Origin of the sequence: Streptomyces wedmorensis (genome assembly GCF_000716445.1) — a bacterium.
GTDB lineage: Bacteria > Actinomycetota > Actinomycetes > Streptomycetales > Streptomycetaceae > Streptomyces > Streptomyces wedmorensis.
This window is the reverse complement of record NZ_JNWK01000005.1, coordinates 266,095-282,195: the sequence shown is the minus strand read 5'-3', so window position 1 is coordinate 282,195 and position 16,101 is coordinate 266,095. Positions and strand designations below refer to the sequence as shown.

The following is a 16,101-nucleotide window of genomic DNA, read 5'->3' as shown; positions in this document are numbered from 1 at the left end:
CCCGCTCCGCTCCGCGCATCCGTAGAACTACGGAACCGGCGGTCCTCGATCGGCCGCACCGCGCAGGGCCTGCCGTCGGCGACTCGGCTAGGGTGAATCGGTAGGGATTGCGCCCCCTGGGGCCGGGCCGATGCGTAGGTCGATGCGTTGGAGACAGATCAGTCGTCGAGCAGGGTTCCGCAGCCGCCCAGGGCGGCCGTCGGGGACGCGGGCGTGCTCCGCGAGCTGCTGCCGATCGCCCTGTGGCGGGAGGACGCCGACGGCCGGATCGTCGAGTGGTCGCTCGCGGCCCAGGACCTCCTCGGACACCGCCCCGAGCACGTGCTGGGACGGCTGGCGACGCCGCTGCTCGTCCCCGATGCCAACCGCGAACTCGCCGAGCGGCTGACCGACCGCGTCCAGGCGGGCGAGACCATGGTCGGAACGCTCCCCGTGCGCCATCGCGACGGGCACACCGTCGCCATGGAGATGTGGATCGTGCCGGCCGCCGACCCGGAGGGCCGGCCGGGGGCGATGCTCATCGCGGTGGAGACCTCCGAGGTCCTGCGGATGCGGGAGAACCTGGCGGCGATGGAGAGCCTCTTCACCCAGTCGCCGATCGGCCTCGCGCTCCTCGGCCCCGACCTGCGCTTCCTGCGCGTCAACGACGCCCTCGCCCGGATGAACGGCATGCCGGCGGCGGAACACGTGGGCCGCCGCCTCACCGAGGTCGTGCCGGGCGTCAACGCCGCCTCGCTCGAGTCGCTGATGCGGCAGGTCCTCGACAGCGGGAACGCCGTCGTCGACGCCCGCCGGGTCGGCCGCACCCCGGCGGACCCCGACCGGGACCACATCTGGTCCTGCTCGTACGCGCCGCTCGTCGACCGCACCGAGAGCCGGTCCCTCGGGCTCATCGCCTCCCTCGTGGACATCACCGAGAGCCAGGAGGCCCACACCGAGGTCGAGCGGGCCCGCCACCGCTTCGCGCTGCTCGCCGAGGCGGGCGCCCGGATCGGCACGACGCTCGACCTGAAGCAGACCGCCGAGGAGGCGGTCCGCTTCCTCGTGCCCCAGCTCGCGGACTCCGCGGACGTACAGATGCTGGAGTCGGTCCTCGAACCGGACGATCCGGCCGCCTCCACCCGGGGGGTCCTCCGGCGGCTCGCGGCCCGCTTCCCCGACCCCACCGCGCCGACGTCCCTGCTCGCCCCCGGACAGACCTTCCAGATCCCCCTCGACTCGGTGTACGAACAGGTCGTCGTCCACGGGCGGCCCACGAACCTCTACACGTCCGACATCCGGGAGCTCTTCAAGGACCCCCGCACCGAGGCACTCCGCACCTACCTCGCCACCCGCATCGGCTCGGCGCGCCTGGTCCCCCTGGTGGCCCGGGGGCAGGTGCTCGGCGCGGTGACGGTGACCCGGTTGCGGACCCGGGAGCCGTTCGACGCGCAGGACTGCGTCCTCATCGACGAGGTGGTGGCCCGCGCCGCCCTCAACATCGACAACGCCCGCCTCTACACCACCCAGCGGGAGGCGGCGATCACCCTCCAGCGCAGCCTCACCAACAACGAGCTCCCCTCCGTCGCCGGCCTCGAACTCACCGGCCGCTACCTGCCCGCGAGCGCGCACGACGTCGGAGGCGACTGGTTCGACGCGATCGCCCTGCCCGGCGGCAGGACGGGCCTGGTCATCGGCGACGTCATGGGGCACGGCATCCACGCGGCGGCCGTCATGGGCCAACTCCGCACCGCCGTGAGGACCCTGGCCCGCCACGACATCCCGCCGGCCAGAATGCTGAGTTCGCTCGACGCGGTCGTCGCCGACCTGGGCGAGGACGAGATGGCGACCTGCGTGTACGCGGTCCACGACCCGGCCACCGGCAGCTGGGTCATCGCCCGCGCGGGCCACCCGCCACCGGCCGTGGCCACCGCCGACGGGACCGTCACCTTCCTCGAAGGCCCGCCGGGCACCCCGCTGGGCACCGGCGCCCACGACTTCGGCACGGAGGAGGTCGCACTGCCCGAGGGAGGCCTCCTCGTCCTCTACACCGACGGCCTGATCGAGGCCCGCGACCGCGACCTCGACGAGGGCATGCGCCAGCTCGCCCAGGCGCTCCGGCCCCTCGACCGGCCCCTCGACACGCTCTGCGACGAGGTCCTCGGGCAGCTCCTCGCGGGCCCCGCCCAGGACGACGTGGCGATGCTGCTCGCCCGTACGACCCGCTGAACTCCCGTACCGGCGAAGGGAGGCGGCCCGTCGACCAGGCCGGCCGTGGCGAGGCCGACCCGGGCGGCCGGGCACCGTGCGGCGTCAGGACGCCGCGTTCCCCAGCCGGTACAGGTCCCTGAGGAGGGCGATCTCCGCGCCGTGGTGCAGGATTTCCTGGTTCACCCACCAGACGACGTCGAGGAAGAGCTCCTCGGGGTCGCTGCCGTGCGGGTAGGTGCAATGGCCCACCGTGTCCAGGGCCTCGTCGTCGGCGGAGAGCAGGGCGTCCCGCCAGGCGTCGGCGGCGGCGGAGAAGGCCTTGACGGCGGTGGCGACGTCCCCGCTGACCCGGTAGTCGTCGCGGGTCAGGGAGTGGCTGCCGTTGGTGTGGTCGGCGCGCAGCGCGAGCAGTTCGGCGAGGTGGCTGAGGCGCCAGGCGATCGTGGTGAACGGCGCCGGCTCCGGGTGCGGCGGCGGCGTCGTGTCCCGGCCGAACTCGCCCGCGCCCACGAGGACGGTGGCGCCCGGCCCCGGTCCGTCCGCGTGCCGACGCACCGACCAGCAGCCCGGCCCCGGCTCCCAGAGGTACTCCGCGTCGGTCATCGGACCGACCTGCACCTCCGTGCCGTTCCCGCTGTCCATCAGCGGGCCCGCCATCCGGTCGCCGAGCCGCTGCCGGGCGAAGTCGAACTGGGCGAGCAGAGGGGCGAGTCGGGCGGGTACGGGCATCGGTCACTCCGGATCAAGGGACAAGGGCTCGTACCCTGCCACAGGCCGTCGCCGCCCGCCCGTGAATTTCGCGGCTCACGGCCGGCTGCTCCCCGACCTCCGCCCGACCGCCTCGACGAGCGGCAGCAGCCGGTGCGCCACCCGCTCGCGCAGCGCGATCTCGGTGCGGGTGCGGACCACCCCCGGCAGCCGGATGAGCCGCTGGATGACGTCCTCCAGGTGCCCGGCGTCCCGCGCCACCACCCGCGTCAGCAGATCGCCGCCGCCGGTGATGGAGAAGGCCTCGACGATCTCGGGCACGCCCGCGAGCGCGTCGCCCACCTCGTCCAGACGCCCCTGGGTCACCTCGACGTGGACGAAGGCGAGCACCGGGTGCCCGAGTGCGGCCGGGGAGAGGACCGGCCCGGTAGCCGTGATCACCCCGTCCCGCTCCAGGCGGTCGATGCGGGCCTGCACGGTGCCCCGCGCCACCCCCAGGATCCGCGCGTACTCGCGCACGCTCGTCCGCGGCTGCTCGATGAGCAACCGCAGGATCCTGGTGTCGAGCTCGTCCACCGCCATGCTCCGTCGGCCTCCTCTGTCCCCGGTCGCCTCGACCGAACCGTTCCCAACCGCCCACATGGTCCGAACCCCGTCCGAACGCGTGTGAACGCACCCGATTCACGACTGTACCGATGGGCACTCGCCGCATCCCGTACGGTCGGTGCCATCGGACCGGGGGGAACGGGAGAGAAATGACGGGAACGCCGCAGGTGCGGCCGCTTCAGGGAGACGACCCGGAGCGGCTCGGCTCATACCGGTTGATCGGCCGGGTCGGGGCCGGCGGGATGGGCCGGGTCTACCTCGGCCGCACCGTCAGCGGCCGTCTCGTCGCGGTCAAGACCCTCCTCGCGGAGGGCGAGGTCGCGGAGTCCGACCGGCGTCGGTTCGCCCGCGAGGTGGCGCTGGCCCGCCGGGTCACCGGGGTGTTCACCGTGTCCGTCCTCGACGCGGACGCGGACGGTCCCCGGCCCTGGATGGCCACGGAGTACGTCCCCGCCCCCTCCCTCGCCGAACTGGTCCGCGACGGCGGCGCCCTGTCCCCGGCGGCCGTGCGCTGGATCGCCGCCGGAATGGCCGAGGCGCTGGTCGACCTCCACCGGGCGGAGATCGTGCACCGGGACGTGAAGCCGGGCAACGTCCTCCTGCCGCTCACCGGGCCGCGGCTCATCGACTTCGGCATCTCGCACGCCCTGGACCTGACCCGCACGTCCCTCACGCTCGGCACGATCGCGTTCACCTCGCCCGAACAGGCCCGCGGCGAGGGATCCACACCGGCCTCCGACGTCTACTCCACGGGCGCGACGCTCTTCCACCTCGCCACCGGACGGCCGCCGTACGAGCCCGGTGCGGACGCCTTCCGCCTCCTCGCACGGGTCCAGCAGGCCGAGGTCTCCCTCACCGGCCTGCCCCCGGACGTCGACGACCTGATCAGGCCCCTCCTCCACCTCGACCCGGCGGCCCGCCCCACCCCCGCCGACCTGCTCGCCGCCTTCGAACGCCGACCCACCGGCGGCAGCGAACTCCTCCCCACCGCCTGGACATCACTGATCCGCTCCCACCACGACTACGTCCCCCCGGTCAGCCCCGCCGACCACGGGGCAGCCGGCCCGCCGACCTCAAGGCCGACGGCAGCCGGCCCGCCGACCTCAAGGCCGACGGCAGCCGGCCCGCCGACCTCAAGGCCGACGGCAGCCGGCCCGCCGACCTCAGGCCTGACGGCATGCCCGACGTACCCCGCCCCGACGGCCGACCCGACGTCCCCCGCCCCGACGGCCGGCCCGATGGCCTCCGGTCCGACCGCGCCCAAGTGGCCGACGGCATCAGCGCGGTGCACCACGCCACCACACGGACGGCCCGCCCGCAGCGCGTCCCGGTTCCGGCACCGGCCGTGGCACCGGCCGTGGTTCCGTCCCCACCCCCGCTCCCGGCCTCACCCCCGAGGGCGCGTCCTCGGGCGGGCGCGGTCCTCCGTACCCGCCGGGTGTGGATCCCCACGGCCGCCGCGCTCACGGCCGCCGTACTCGTCGGCGGCTACGTCGCCTATGACCGACTCGGTGAGGAAAAGCCGGTGGAGGTCGGCGCCTGCCTCTCCAACACCCGTACGGCTCCGGCGGCCTACAGCCCCGGGGAAGCGCGCGAGGTCGACTGCTCGGCGTCCACCGCACGGTTCACCGTCACGGCCGTGCCAGGGGCCGACGGCGCCTGCCCGTCCGACGGCCGGCCGACCGAGCGCTTCCGGACGCGGAACCTCTGTGTCAGCCCGTACGTCCGCGAAGGGGACTGCCTCGACACGTCGAAGGGCTTCGCGGGCCTCCTGCCCGCGGACCTGCTCTGGACGGCGCACCCCTGCGCGGACGGGGGCCCGTTCCTCCAGCTGAGGGTGACCGGGGTCGCGGAGTCCGTCTACAACAGGGTGGAGTGCGGCCCGGCATACACCCTCGAGCCGGAGAGTCTTCCGTGGACCGAGACCAGCCACACCGACTACTGCCTGAAGCAGGCGTAGCGGCGACGGCCGGCCCGACGCGCCGGCGCGTCGGGCACCCGGTGCGGCAGGGGCGCGTCGTGGGCGAGGTCAGTGGCCGCGGGGGGCGTACATGATCACGCCCATGCCGACGAGGCAGATCACGGCGCCGACGACGTCCCACCGGTCGGGCCGGTAGCCGTCGGCGACCATGCCCCAGGCGATCGACCCGGCCACGAACACGCCGCCGTACGCGGCGAGGATGCGCCCGAAGTGCTCGTCCGACTGGAACGTGGCGACGACGCCGTACAGGCCGAGGGCGACGACGCCGGCACCGACCCAGGCCCACCCCCGGTGTTCGCGGATGCCCTGCCAGACGAGCCACGCGCCGCCGATCTCGAACAGGGCGGCCACGGCGAACAGAGCGGCGGAACGGGCGACGGTCATACGGCCGGAGCCTACCGACACCCACTCCGCCGACGCCCCCGGGGACGCGCCGCCGCCCTCCTCGTCCTCGGCCTCGCCCAGCGCGACACGGCGCCGGCGGGACGCTCACGTGTCAGAGGTCAGCAGTCGGGCTCGGAGATGATCCAGGACCCGGTCGAGGGCCTCGCGGGTGGGCTGACCGGGTTCGTCGACGAGGTGCTCGGTGACGGTGGAGTGCGGAGGGGTCAGGGCGTGGGGGTTCGCCGCGCCGTCGTCGAGTTCGATCCCGATGAACGCGTCGCCGAGCCTCGCCCTCAGCAGCGCGAACCGTTCGGCGGGGACGAGCCGGTCGCCCCGGAAGCGGAGTCCGAGGACGGTCAGGCCGGCCTCGCAGCGTCGTTGGACCGTGTGCAGGTCGGCCGGGGAGATGTCGAGGGAGCGGCGGTTGCGCGCGCTGACCGCGAGCGGCAGCGACGGCTGGCAGAGGACCGGCGCGAGGAGGCGCTCGTCGGTCGCCATCGCGAGGGCGTAGCCGCCGGTGAAGCACATGCCGACGGCGCCGACACCCGGGCCTCCGCACCGTTCGTGCTCCCGGGCGGCGAGCGCCCGCAGCCAGCCGACGACGGGAGAGGTGCGCCCGGCCGCGAGCACGGTGAACTCCCGGCTCACGCAGATGTCGGCGACGGCTCGCAAACCCGTCACCACGGTCCCCGTCCGGCCGTGGGCCGCCGGATCGGGGTCCCGTCCGGCGACCCCGAAGAGGTCCGGCATGATCACGGTGCAGCCGATGTCGCGCACCCGCCGCGCGAACCGCGCCACCTTCGGAGTGATCCCCGGGATCTCGGCCATGACGATGACCGCCGGACCCTTCCCGGACCGCAGCACCGTGTGCGACCGGCCCTCGTGACGGAAGCGTTCGCGGGTGAAGTCGGTCAGCCCGTCGTCCGTCACGTGTCCTCCTGGCTGTCGTCCGGCAGGGGCCGGCAGGGAAGTGCCGGCGTCAGACCCTACTCGTGAGTAGCCGCGCCTGGGAGGGTTCCGGCGAAGGTTCAGTGCTCGCAGAGCGAGAATTCCCGTTCGTAGAGCTGCTCGTTGTGTTCGTCGACGAAGAACTTGCGTTCCTGCATGAGCTGTTCGCGGTACTCCTCGGCCTGTTCGAGCGTCATGGTCGAGGTGTCGGACCACGGCTGCTGCGGAGGCACGTCGGACGTCGAGACGATCCTCCGCTCCGGGTCGACCAGGAAGAACGCCAGGATCTTGCGATGCCCCGGGCGGTCGGCGTCCGCGAGGCGGAACGAGCCGACGCGGTGCTGCAGGATGTTCGGGAACGCCAGGCAGCGGCCCGCCGGGGTCGACGCCGATCCCAGCACCTGGTTCAGCGCGTCCTCGTTCTCCAGGCCGTAGACCTCGCGCATGCCGTCGTCGTCGCTCTGCTCGTACTCCGGATCGTCGAGCGCCGCCCGGAAGCTCAGCCGGCTTTCGGTGATGTTCTCGCTGTCCCAGTAGTAGATGCCCGTCGAGACGATCCGCTCGTTCAGCATCCCCTCGACGTGCCAGGAACCGCCGGGGTACTCGGGCCTGTCCGGGGTGAGGTGGATGGTGGCGAGCTTCACGATGACCTGGAGACGGCGACCGCGCAGGTCCACCCGGGCGGCGTCGTCGGGCGACTCGGGCGGGGTGAAGACCGGGGCGTCCGGGACGACCGGGCGGCGGTTCTCCCACCACTCGTCGTGAGCGTCCCGCCATGCGAGGACGGCTTCGTTGAAGGCCGCGTCCTCGCTGAACGAGGACTTGGCGGGGTACGTCGGCGCCGCTCCGTACCACCCGTAGGGATCCGCCTCGATCCGCAGGGGCCGCGGATGGCGCAGGTCGGTGAGCACGTTCTCCAGCAGCGGACGCATGCGCGCGAACAGGTCCGGCAGGACCGAGGCCAGCGCGCGATGCTTCTCGGGATGGACGTTGTTGACGTACGAACGGAAGGCGACGTCGCCTTCGTCACCGACCTCGACGTCCGTGGGCAACCACTGGAACCTCTCCGAGAACTCGTACTTCGAGTAGCGGTCCGTCGGGTTCTCCCAAGCCTGCTCGGGCGCGCCGCTCACATCTCTCACCAGGCAGAACAGGGAGGGGTGTACGAGATCCAGCACCTGGCCGTCCGATCCGGGATGCCAGTCCCGCTCCGCGTCGGGGACCTGCTCCAGCACCCGGACCGCCTCGCTCAGCCGGGACCTGAGCCCGTCGTCGATCAGCGCGTCCGACTGCCACACACCGTCGACGGCGGACACCTCGACACCGGTGCGTCCGTCCCGCAGCCCGGCGTAGTGGTCGAGTTCGGCGAGCACGTGACGCACCTGCGCCTCGGTGAGGCCCTGGGCGACCGCTTCCCGCGTCCACTTGGCGACGATGTCCGCGTCGTTCCTCTTGTCGAACCATCCCGGCTTCGCCCGGATGTGCGCGCTGCACTCCATCATCTCGAGTTCCCGAAGCGTCCGGGGCGTCGCGAACGCCAGGGAACGGGAGGACTGGAAGGGCAGCGGGAAGGCGGACGAGCCGGTCAATTCTCTTGTTCCTCACGGTCGGTGTGCGGTGGCCGGAAGAATACTTCAGCGGTCTGACACCCCAGCCGGGCTCCTCTCGCCGGCACGGAGGCGCCGGTCCGGGGGCCGCGGGTGATCCCCGCCCCGGTGGCCTGGGTAGTCTCTGCGGCGTACACGCAGAATCAGGGGGTGGGGCGTGGGGCTCTCGGAGAGTGATCCGCGCCAGGTCGGCGGGTACGTGCTGGTCGACCGGCTGGGGGTCGGGGGCATGGGCACGGTGTATCTGGCCCGGGCCGAGTCCGGACGGTCGGTCGCGCTCAAGCTCGTCCACGAACAGTTCGCCGCCGACGCGGAGTTCCGTACGCGCTTCGTCCAGGAGGTCCGCGCCGCACGCCGGGTCAGCGGCGCGTTCACCGCGCCCGTCGTCGACGCCGACCCGGAGGCGGCCCGGCCGTGGATGGCCACCGCGTACGTCCCGGGGACGACCCTGCGCGGCCGGGTGGAGGCGGAAGGCCCGCTCCGGGGAGCCGACCTGCGGCTGCTCGCGGTCGGACTGGCCGAGGCCCTCAGGGACATGCACACGGTCGGCGTCATCCACCGCGACCTGAAGCCGGACAACGTCCTCCTCACCGACGACGGCCCCCTCGTCATCGACTTCGGCATCTCCCGCGCCGCCGACCACCAGACCATGACGGTGACCGGCCGCATGCTCGGTACGCCGCCGTTCATGTCCCCGGAGCAGGTCAACGCCCCGCACCGGGTGACCTCCGCGTCCGACGTCTTCTCCCTGGGATCCGTGCTGGCCTACGCGAGCATCGGCCGGGGCCCGTTCGACGCGGGCAGCGCGTACATGACCGCCTACAGCGTCGTCCACGAGCCGCCGCGCATGGCGGAGCTCTCCGGCACGGTCCGCGAGATCGTCCGGTGGTGCCTGGCGAAGGACGCGGGGGAGAGGCCCAGCCCCGACGACCTCATCGCCGCGTTCAAGACCGTCGCCGAGGACGAGTGGGGAACCTGCGCTTCCGTTCCGCCCCGGGCGACGAAGCCGGCGACCGAGGGCCCTTCCGTCCCCACGGGCCGCCGTCGACGTCGTCCGCTTCTCATCGCCCTGGCCGTCGCCGTGGCCCTCACGGCCGGTGCGGCGGGCTACGGGGTCTGGGGCGGCATCGGCGGCCGTGGCCAGGCCCCGGCCGCGGGGCCGTCGGCGAACGGCCGGTCGCCCGACGGGGGCTCCCGGGTGCCGGACGCCGCGGTGCTGGCCGCCGACACGCCGTACAGCCCCACCCTGGGAGGGGACGCCGGCAACCTGGACGCGTACGCGGACTCTCCGGAGCGCCGGCCGAAGGCGTGGCGCTCCTGGGTGACCGAGAAGGTCTCGGGCCCCTGCGTCTACGCGGCCGCGTCGCTGGTCTGCGTGACGGTGGACGAGCGAAGAGACGAGCGGGGCCTCGTCCGCGTCGACGCCGCCACCGGGGCCGAGATCTGGCGCGTGGGCGCCGCATGGGGAGGCGGCGATCCGCCGGCCGTCGTCGGAGACACCGTCGCCCTCGCCGTGTCCGGAGGCATCCAGGGCTTCGCGGTCGAGGACGGGCGGCGGCTGTGGAGCCACACCGCCGACGGGTCCGTCGACAAGCTGACCGTGGACGGTTCCCGGCTCTACGGCGCCACGTTCAACGGCCGCGTCGTCGCCGTCGGCGCGGTGGACGGCAAGGCCCTGTGGCGGCGTGACGTGGGCTCCCGCGGCATCGCGTACCCCCGGGTGAGGGTGGCGGACGGGTTCGTCCACGTCCTCACGCCGGAGGCCGGGGGGACCGGTGACGGCAAGCGCATCACGAGCCTGGCGGCGTCCGACGGCAAGGTCGTCGACACGACGCGCCTCGACAAGGAGTGCGAGCCGTGGAGCCTGAGAATCGTCCCCGCACAAGGGGAGTACCGCTGGAACCATCGCTTCCTCTGCGAGATCTCCCACCGGACCCCCGAAGGCGGCTACCTGACGCAGTCCTACTTCGACGCGCACGGCGGCACGACGAGCAGCCTGCGCGACGCCTTCTCCCTCACGGTGTCCGAGCGAGGCTGGTTCGGCGTCACCGGCGGTGACGGCGCCTCCTCCGACTTCTCCGAGATCGGCCAACTCGGCGGGGCCGTCTGGCGGGTCCCCCTCGCCCTGTCGTGCCCTCCCGGCGCTTCACCGGCCGTCGTGACGGGACAGCGCGCCTACGTGCTCTGCGGCACCTCCGGCGCCGTCGTGGACCTCGTCCAACACCGCGTCAGCCACCGCTTCGCCCTCCCCTCCCCGGCCGTCACCCCCTCGGACCGCGCCGCCACCTTCCTCGTCGCCGGCGGAATCGTCTACGCCGCCACGACCAAGGGCTGGGCCTCCGTCGACCCCTACGCCTCCCCGGCCTGACCGGGGCACGTCGCCGACCCGTCCCCCGGCGTGCTCCGTGTCCGCGGCGAGGGACAGTCGGACCCGGTCGCCCGCCGGGGGCGGCAGACGTCCGTATGCGCGTGCCCTCACACGGTGGGCAGGAAGCCGTTGACGGTGGCCTCGACCATGCGGGAGACCCGCTCGAGTTCGGCTCTGGTCGGGTCGGCGGGGACCTTGAGGTTCTGCCACACGACCACGAAGTCGAGGTCCCGGTTGCCGTCGTGCACCTTGAGCGCCTCCGAGACCACTTTGTGGACGACGCCGGCGCTGTTGGGCTTGAGGGGGCCGATGCCGATCTTGGAGTGCGTGGCGGAGAGCCCGCCGTTCGGCCACAGGAGTTCGCGGTGGAACCAGCTGCGCCCGCCGCCCGCGAGCATCTGGACGAGATCGGTCGGGCTGCCGCTCTCCAGGCTGCCGTCGAACATCCGGGTGACGAGTCTCGCCATGTCCACGGTCGTGGTCGCCTGGGCGACCTGCCCGTCGTTCGTGGACGCGATGCGCACCGCGGTCCACTGCCCCAGGTAGTCGCCGGCGAGCCAGATTCCCTGCTGGGCCGGCTCCCGGAAGAAGCCGTCGTCCCCGGCCTTGGCGTTCATGAAGCCGAACGCGACGCCGTGGATGCTGGCCGCCGCGCCGGCGTTCTGCTGCTGGAGGAGCATCTCCCTGAGCTGGGTGCGGTAGCCGAAGGTGAACTCGACGCCGACGGGCCGCCCCGACGCGTCGAGTTGGGGTTCGAGGACCGTCCGGTAGTCCGGCACGATCTTGGCGTCGTCGCTCCCGTGCTGGAGGGTGATCTTGCTCGGGGTCTTCTGTCTGATCTTGCCGTTGAAGGCGCTCTCAAGACCGAGGAAGAAGGCGTCCGAAGACGGCGGATGCTGTTCCAGGATCAGTTGGCGGGAGAAGAAGCGCAGGGTGTGCGCCGCGTACATGGCCAGGAGTTTGACCATGCTGCCGGAGTAGTGGACCTCGTTCTGCCGGTGACCCGCCCACGCGCGTTCCTGGGTGTCCTCCAGGGCCACCACGGTGAGGGCGACCCGTTCGAGTGCGGCGCGGTCGGCCCCGGTCAGCCCGTTCATGAAACCGTCGAGAGCGTTCTGCATGCTCCGGTTGCGGTCGGCCGCCCCCTCGGCCTGGAGGTTGTCGCCGTACGCCCCGGTGAACAACTCCATCTCGATCGATCCTTCCTCGCTCGCGCGGGAGAGGAACGCCGCGAGGACGACGACGGCGCTGCCGAGCCGAATCTCCTTCGATTCTCGTACGCCGCCCACTCGGCTTCAACTCCTGGGAATCGGCTCGCACCTGGGCGGCAGGCGACTCGGCGCGACCCGGGCCGCCACCGGCTCGGATCCGTTCCGGTCGGGCGGTCCGGGGGCACCGACCGCGGGCCGGGCATAGCCTGAAGCTGTCGTGGGCCGCGTCGGATGATGGGAGCCGTGATGACGTTCGTACAGGTCATCGACTGCACGACGAGCAGGGTCGATGAGTTGAACCAGCTGATGGATTCCTGGGTCGAGGCGACCCGGGGCAAGCGGACGGCGACCCACTCGATCGTGGGGCGCGACCGCGCCGACTCCACCCACGTGGTGGAGATCGTGGAGTTCCCCTCCTACGAGGAGGCGATGAAGAACTCGCACCTGCCCGAGACCGACCGGATCTTCCGGGAGATGGTCGCGCTGTGCGACAGGGAGCCGTCGTTCACGGACCTCGACGTGGTGCGTGACGAGCAGCTCAACAAGGCCGTGGTCCGGAGCTTCTTCGACGACGTGATCAACGCGGGGAACGTCGACGCGGCGGACGCGATCTGTACGGCCGACTACCGCGAGCACGACCCGTCCCTGTCCTCGTACGACATCGGGCTCGAACAGGCCAAGGTCGAGAACCAGGAGATCATGGCCGCGTTCGAGCCCGTGGCGACCATCGAGAGCATGGTCGCCGAGGGCGACACGGTGTGTGTACGCGCATCGTTCAAGGGGCGTCACACGGGCGCGTACCAGGGCATGGAGGCCACGGGCCGCGAGGTGACCGGAACGGCCCACGCGACCTTCCGCTGTGCGGGCGGCAAGATCGCGGAGAGCTGGTGGAACTTCGACGACCTCGGCCTGATGAAGCAGCTCGGAGCGATGGAGGGCTGAGCACGGTCGGCGGACCGCGCGGACGGCGTGCGGGCTCGTCGACATGGGCCAATGGCTTTCATCCGGTCACTCTCACCGCGCCGGAGGTGAGCCATTGGCTCAGCGTTTCGCCCGGCGGTTGAGCCGCTATGCCCCTTTCGGTCTATCCTTGTAGGCAACACATACCTTCGGCGCCGCGCAGCGCCGTCCGGCGACGAGGCCGGACCGGCCCGCGGTGCTTTCGTCGTGTCCGAGCCCCCACCACCCCAGGGGAGCCTCGCGCGCGGTGAGGACAGATCAAGGGGGGCGGGATTGGCCGCCGTGCGGAAGTACTTCATGGCACCGGATCCGGGCCGGGTCAGGCTCAGGGTCTCGCTGCGTGCCGTCCTCGGCATCGCGCTCGCGGTCGCCCTGGCCGAGATGCTCGGCCTCTCCCTCGTCGCGTCCATCACCGCCGGTCTCGCCGCGCTGCTCGCGCTCTTCACGGTGGCCGACCCCACGGTCCGCCGCCAGGCCGTCACCACAGCCCTGCTGCCGACGGTCGGCTTCCCCGTGCTCGCCCTGGCGACCCTCCTGCACGACGTGCCGCTCGCCCGCGACGCGGCCTGGCTGCTCGTCGTCTTCGCCGGCGTGTACGCCCGCCGCTGGGGCCCGCGCGGCCACGCCCTCGGCATCTTCGCCTTCATGCAGTTCTTCGTCACCCAGTTCCTGCACGCGCTGCCCGCCCAGCTTCCCGAGCTGTACGCGGCCGTCGCCCTCGCGCTGCTCGTCGTGGGAGCGGTTCGCTTCGGGGCCTGGTGCATCGAGCGCCGCGTCCCGCCGCCGACCGCGCCCGCCCCGCTGCCGGGGTCGGGCCTGGCCCGCGCGACCACCCGGCAGGCCGTCCAGGCCACGGCGGCCTGCGCCATCGCGCTCGCGGCCGGCCAGATGATCTCCCACGAACGCTGGTACTGGGCCGTCGGCACGGCCTGGTGGATCTTCGTCAACACCGCCTCCCGCGGCGAGACGCTCGTACGGGGCTTCCGCCGCGTCCTCGGCACGGTCGCGGGCATCGCGGCCGGACTCCTGATCGCCGTCCCCCTCGGCGGCGCCGCCGGCCCCACCGCCCTCCTGGTTGCCGTGTGCGTGTTCGGGATCTTCTACACCGCGCCCCTCTCGTACAGCTGGATGATGTTCTTCGTGACCGTCATGGCCGGGCTCCTGTACGGGCTGCTCGGCGTGCTGCACCCCGGGCTGCTGCTGCTCCGCTTCCAGGAGACGGCCGTCGGGGCGATCGGGGCTGCGATCGGGGTGGCACTGCTGCCGGTGACCACGCACGCGGCGACCAACGCCTGGATCGAGCGTGCGGTGACGTGTGTGCACACGTGCACGACGGCCGCGGCGCGGCGGCTGGCGGGGGACCCCGCCGCGGATCCGGCGCGGCACGCGCAGGAGCTGGAGCTGCTGCTGGGGCGGGTGCGGCTGTCCCTGGCGCCGTTGGTGCACCCGCTGAGCCCGTTGCGGGCGCGGAAGGCGAGGGCGCGCCGGGTGCTGGCCCTCCTCGACGACTGCGCACGGGAGATCAGGGGGCTGACCGTGGTGGCCGCCGACCCGGACGCCTCCCACGACGCCCGGCTGGCGGCGGCGGCCTGGCGGGTCGAGGCCGCCGTCCGCGCCCTGGTGCCGCAGGCGCGTCCCGCGGGGGCGGTGGCCGCCGAGGCCGACGGCGTCCCGCAGCACCACCCCGGGGCCGAGACGGCCCTCGGTCACCTGCACGGCCTGGAGCAGGCGCTGGTGGACCTGGCCGCACCGCTGCGCACGTCGCCGCGCGCCCCCCTGGTGCCGGCGGCCTGAGCGCGCCGCCCGCCCGCCAGGGCGCGACGTCCGGTCGTCCCATTCGGGCCGGCGGCTGGGCCCTGTCCGGGCCTTGCGCTCGTACCCACCGGACACCGCGAGCCCTGCCCTCCGGGCAGACGGCGCTGCTTTCCGGACAGGGCCCGGCGTCTCGTCCGGCCCGTCCCACGCTCACGCTTTGGTCTAGACCGCCTGCTACCGTCGGGCCGACGGACGACGACGGCCGGTCCACCGTGACCGGCCACGGGGCAGGGGAGGGGCCATGGGCGGCACAGGGGCGGCACCGGGCGGGGCGCGGGCGTACATCGGATCGTTCACGTCGGCGGGCGGGCGCGGGGTGCTCGCCGCGGAGGTGGACCCGGAGACGGGCGCGCTGACGGTGACCGGCGGGAGCGATGCCGTCGCCGATCCCTCGTTCCTCGCGCTCGCGGGCCCGGTGCTGCACGCCGTGTCGGAGACCGAGGCGGGGGCGGTGGCCGCGTTCGACGTCACCGGGCCCGTACCGCGGCCGCTCGGCCCGCCCGTGCCCGTCGGTGGCGCGGCTCCCACCCATCTCGCGGTCGCCGACGGCCACCTCCTCACGGCCAACTACACCTCCGGCAGCGTCACGGCCCTGCCCCTGGCCGAGGACGGCACCGCGCGCGCCGCCACGGCCGTCCTGGCGCACGAGGGAAGCGGCCCCGTCGCCGACCGCCAGCGCGCCCCCCACGCCCACCAGGTGCTTCCCGATCCCAGCGGCCGGTGGGTCGTCAGCGTGGACCTCGGCACCGACTCCGTACGGATCTGCGCGCTCGACGGCGACACCGGGGCGCTCACCCTGCACGGCGAGACGGCGCTGCGGCCGGGTACGGGACCGCGCCACCTCGCGTTCCACCCGGCGGGCACGTACGCGTACGTCCTGAACGAGCTGGAGCCCACCCTCACCGTCTGCCGCTGGGACGCCGTGGCGGGCGTGCTCGAACCCGTCGGGGAGACCTCCGTCGTCCCCGAGGGCGCCACCGGCCCCAGCCACCCCTCCGAGGTCGTCGTCGCCCCCGACGGCCGCTTCCTGTGGGCCGCCGTGCGCGGCGACGACACCGTCGCCGTGCTCGCCCTCGACGCGGACGGCGCCGGGGCGCGCCTCGTCGCCACCGTGCCCTGCGGGGGCCGCTGGCCGCGCGACCTGACCCTCGACCCCTCCGGGCGGCGCCTGTACGCCGCCAACGAGCGTTCCGGCGACGTCACCTGGTTCACCCTCGACCCGGTGACCGGGATCCCGTCCCGCGCGGGCGCCGTCGAGGCACCCGCGGCCTCCTGCGTCGTCTTCGGCTGAGGGCAGCGTCCCTTCGCGGGGGCAGGTGCCAC

The 16,101-nt window shown here is 73.2% G+C and carries 12 protein-coding genes and 1 pseudogene; 7 read left to right on the top strand and 6 right to left on the bottom strand.

What is annotated here, in order from left to right; all coding sequences use genetic code 11:
* Nucleotides 1–147: 147 nt before the first annotated feature.
* Complete coding sequence (locus tag OO54_RS05725) at nt 148–2,208, top strand: SpoIIE family protein phosphatase (protein ID WP_033201742.1); 2,061 nt, start codon at nt 148–150, stop codon at nt 2,206–2,208.
* Between the two features lie 84 nt (nt 2,209–2,292).
* Here OO54_RS05725 and OO54_RS05720 read toward each other — a convergent pair whose 3' ends face one another.
* Nucleotides 2,293–2,919 carry a DinB family protein gene (locus OO54_RS05720; RefSeq protein WP_033201741.1) on the bottom strand — a complete coding sequence of 209 codons (627 nt, stop codon included), beginning with the start codon at nt 2,917–2,919 and terminating at the stop codon, nt 2,293–2,295.
* Between the two features lie 75 nt (nt 2,920–2,994).
* Complete coding sequence (locus tag OO54_RS05715) at nt 2,995–3,480, bottom strand: Lrp/AsnC family transcriptional regulator (RefSeq protein WP_033201740.1); 486 nt, start codon at nt 3,478–3,480, stop codon at nt 2,995–2,997.
* Nucleotides 3,481–3,593: 113 nt separating this feature from the next.
* On the opposite strand from OO54_RS05715, the pseudogene OO54_RS47165 reads away from it, so the two are divergent.
* Together OO54_RS47165 and OO54_RS47160 are read left to right on the top strand one after the other, a co-directional pair.
* Nucleotides 3,594–4,385: pseudogene (locus OO54_RS47165) on the top strand (serine/threonine-protein kinase); the annotation flags it as partial.
* A 296-nt stretch (nt 4,386–4,681) separates the two neighbouring features.
* Entirely contained in the window at nt 4,682–5,464 is a 783-nt protein-coding gene (locus tag OO54_RS47160) for a hypothetical protein (RefSeq protein WP_167348122.1), read from the top strand.
* A gap of 69 nt (nt 5,465–5,533) precedes the next feature.
* Here the strand turns inward: OO54_RS47160 and OO54_RS05695 are convergent, their stop codons facing one another.
* The 3 genes from OO54_RS05695 to OO54_RS05685 form a co-directional block, all read right to left on the bottom strand.
* The gene (locus OO54_RS05695; protein WP_033201736.1) at nt 5,534–5,869 is read right to left on the bottom strand and encodes a YnfA family protein; all 336 of its coding nucleotides are present in this window, start codon (nt 5,867–5,869) and stop codon (nt 5,534–5,536) included.
* A gap of 105 nt (nt 5,870–5,974) precedes the next feature.
* The gene (locus OO54_RS05690; protein ID WP_033201735.1) at nt 5,975–6,799 is read right to left on the bottom strand and encodes a dienelactone hydrolase family protein; all 825 of its coding nucleotides are present in this window, start codon (nt 6,797–6,799) and stop codon (nt 5,975–5,977) included.
* Nucleotides 6,800–6,897: 98 nt separating this feature from the next.
* Nucleotides 6,898–8,406 carry a DUF4246 domain-containing protein gene (locus tag OO54_RS05685; protein WP_033201734.1) on the bottom strand — a complete coding sequence of 503 codons (1,509 nt, stop codon included), beginning with the start codon at nt 8,404–8,406 and terminating at the stop codon, nt 6,898–6,900.
* Between the two features lie 175 nt (nt 8,407–8,581).
* Between OO54_RS05685 and OO54_RS42270 the strand changes: the two genes are divergently transcribed.
* Nucleotides 8,582–10,792, top strand: coding sequence for a protein kinase domain-containing protein (locus OO54_RS42270; protein ID WP_051786735.1), 2,211 nt, complete (start codon nt 8,582–8,584; stop codon nt 10,790–10,792).
* Nucleotides 10,793–10,899: 107 nt separating this feature from the next.
* Here OO54_RS42270 and OO54_RS05675 read toward each other — a convergent pair whose 3' ends face one another.
* Nucleotides 10,900–12,081, bottom strand: a complete 1,182-nt coding sequence (locus OO54_RS05675) for a hypothetical protein (protein ID WP_033201733.1) — start codon at nt 12,079–12,081, stop codon at nt 10,900–10,902.
* Between the two features lie 168 nt (nt 12,082–12,249).
* On the opposite strand from OO54_RS05675, the gene OO54_RS05670 reads away from it, so the two are divergent.
* From OO54_RS05670 to OO54_RS05660, 3 genes are all read left to right on the top strand, one after another.
* Nucleotides 12,250–12,945, top strand: a complete 696-nt coding sequence (locus OO54_RS05670; RefSeq protein WP_017241334.1) for an ester cyclase — start codon at nt 12,250–12,252, stop codon at nt 12,943–12,945.
* Nucleotides 12,946–13,260: 315 nt separating this feature from the next.
* The gene (locus OO54_RS05665; RefSeq protein WP_033201897.1) at nt 13,261–14,757 is read left to right on the top strand and encodes an FUSC family protein; all 1,497 of its coding nucleotides are present in this window, start codon (nt 13,261–13,263) and stop codon (nt 14,755–14,757) included.
* Nucleotides 14,758–15,019: 262 nt separating this feature from the next.
* Entirely contained in the window at nt 15,020–16,069 is a 1,050-nt protein-coding gene (locus tag OO54_RS05660; RefSeq protein WP_033201732.1) for a lactonase family protein, read from the top strand.
* Nucleotides 16,070–16,101 lie beyond the last annotated feature (32 nt).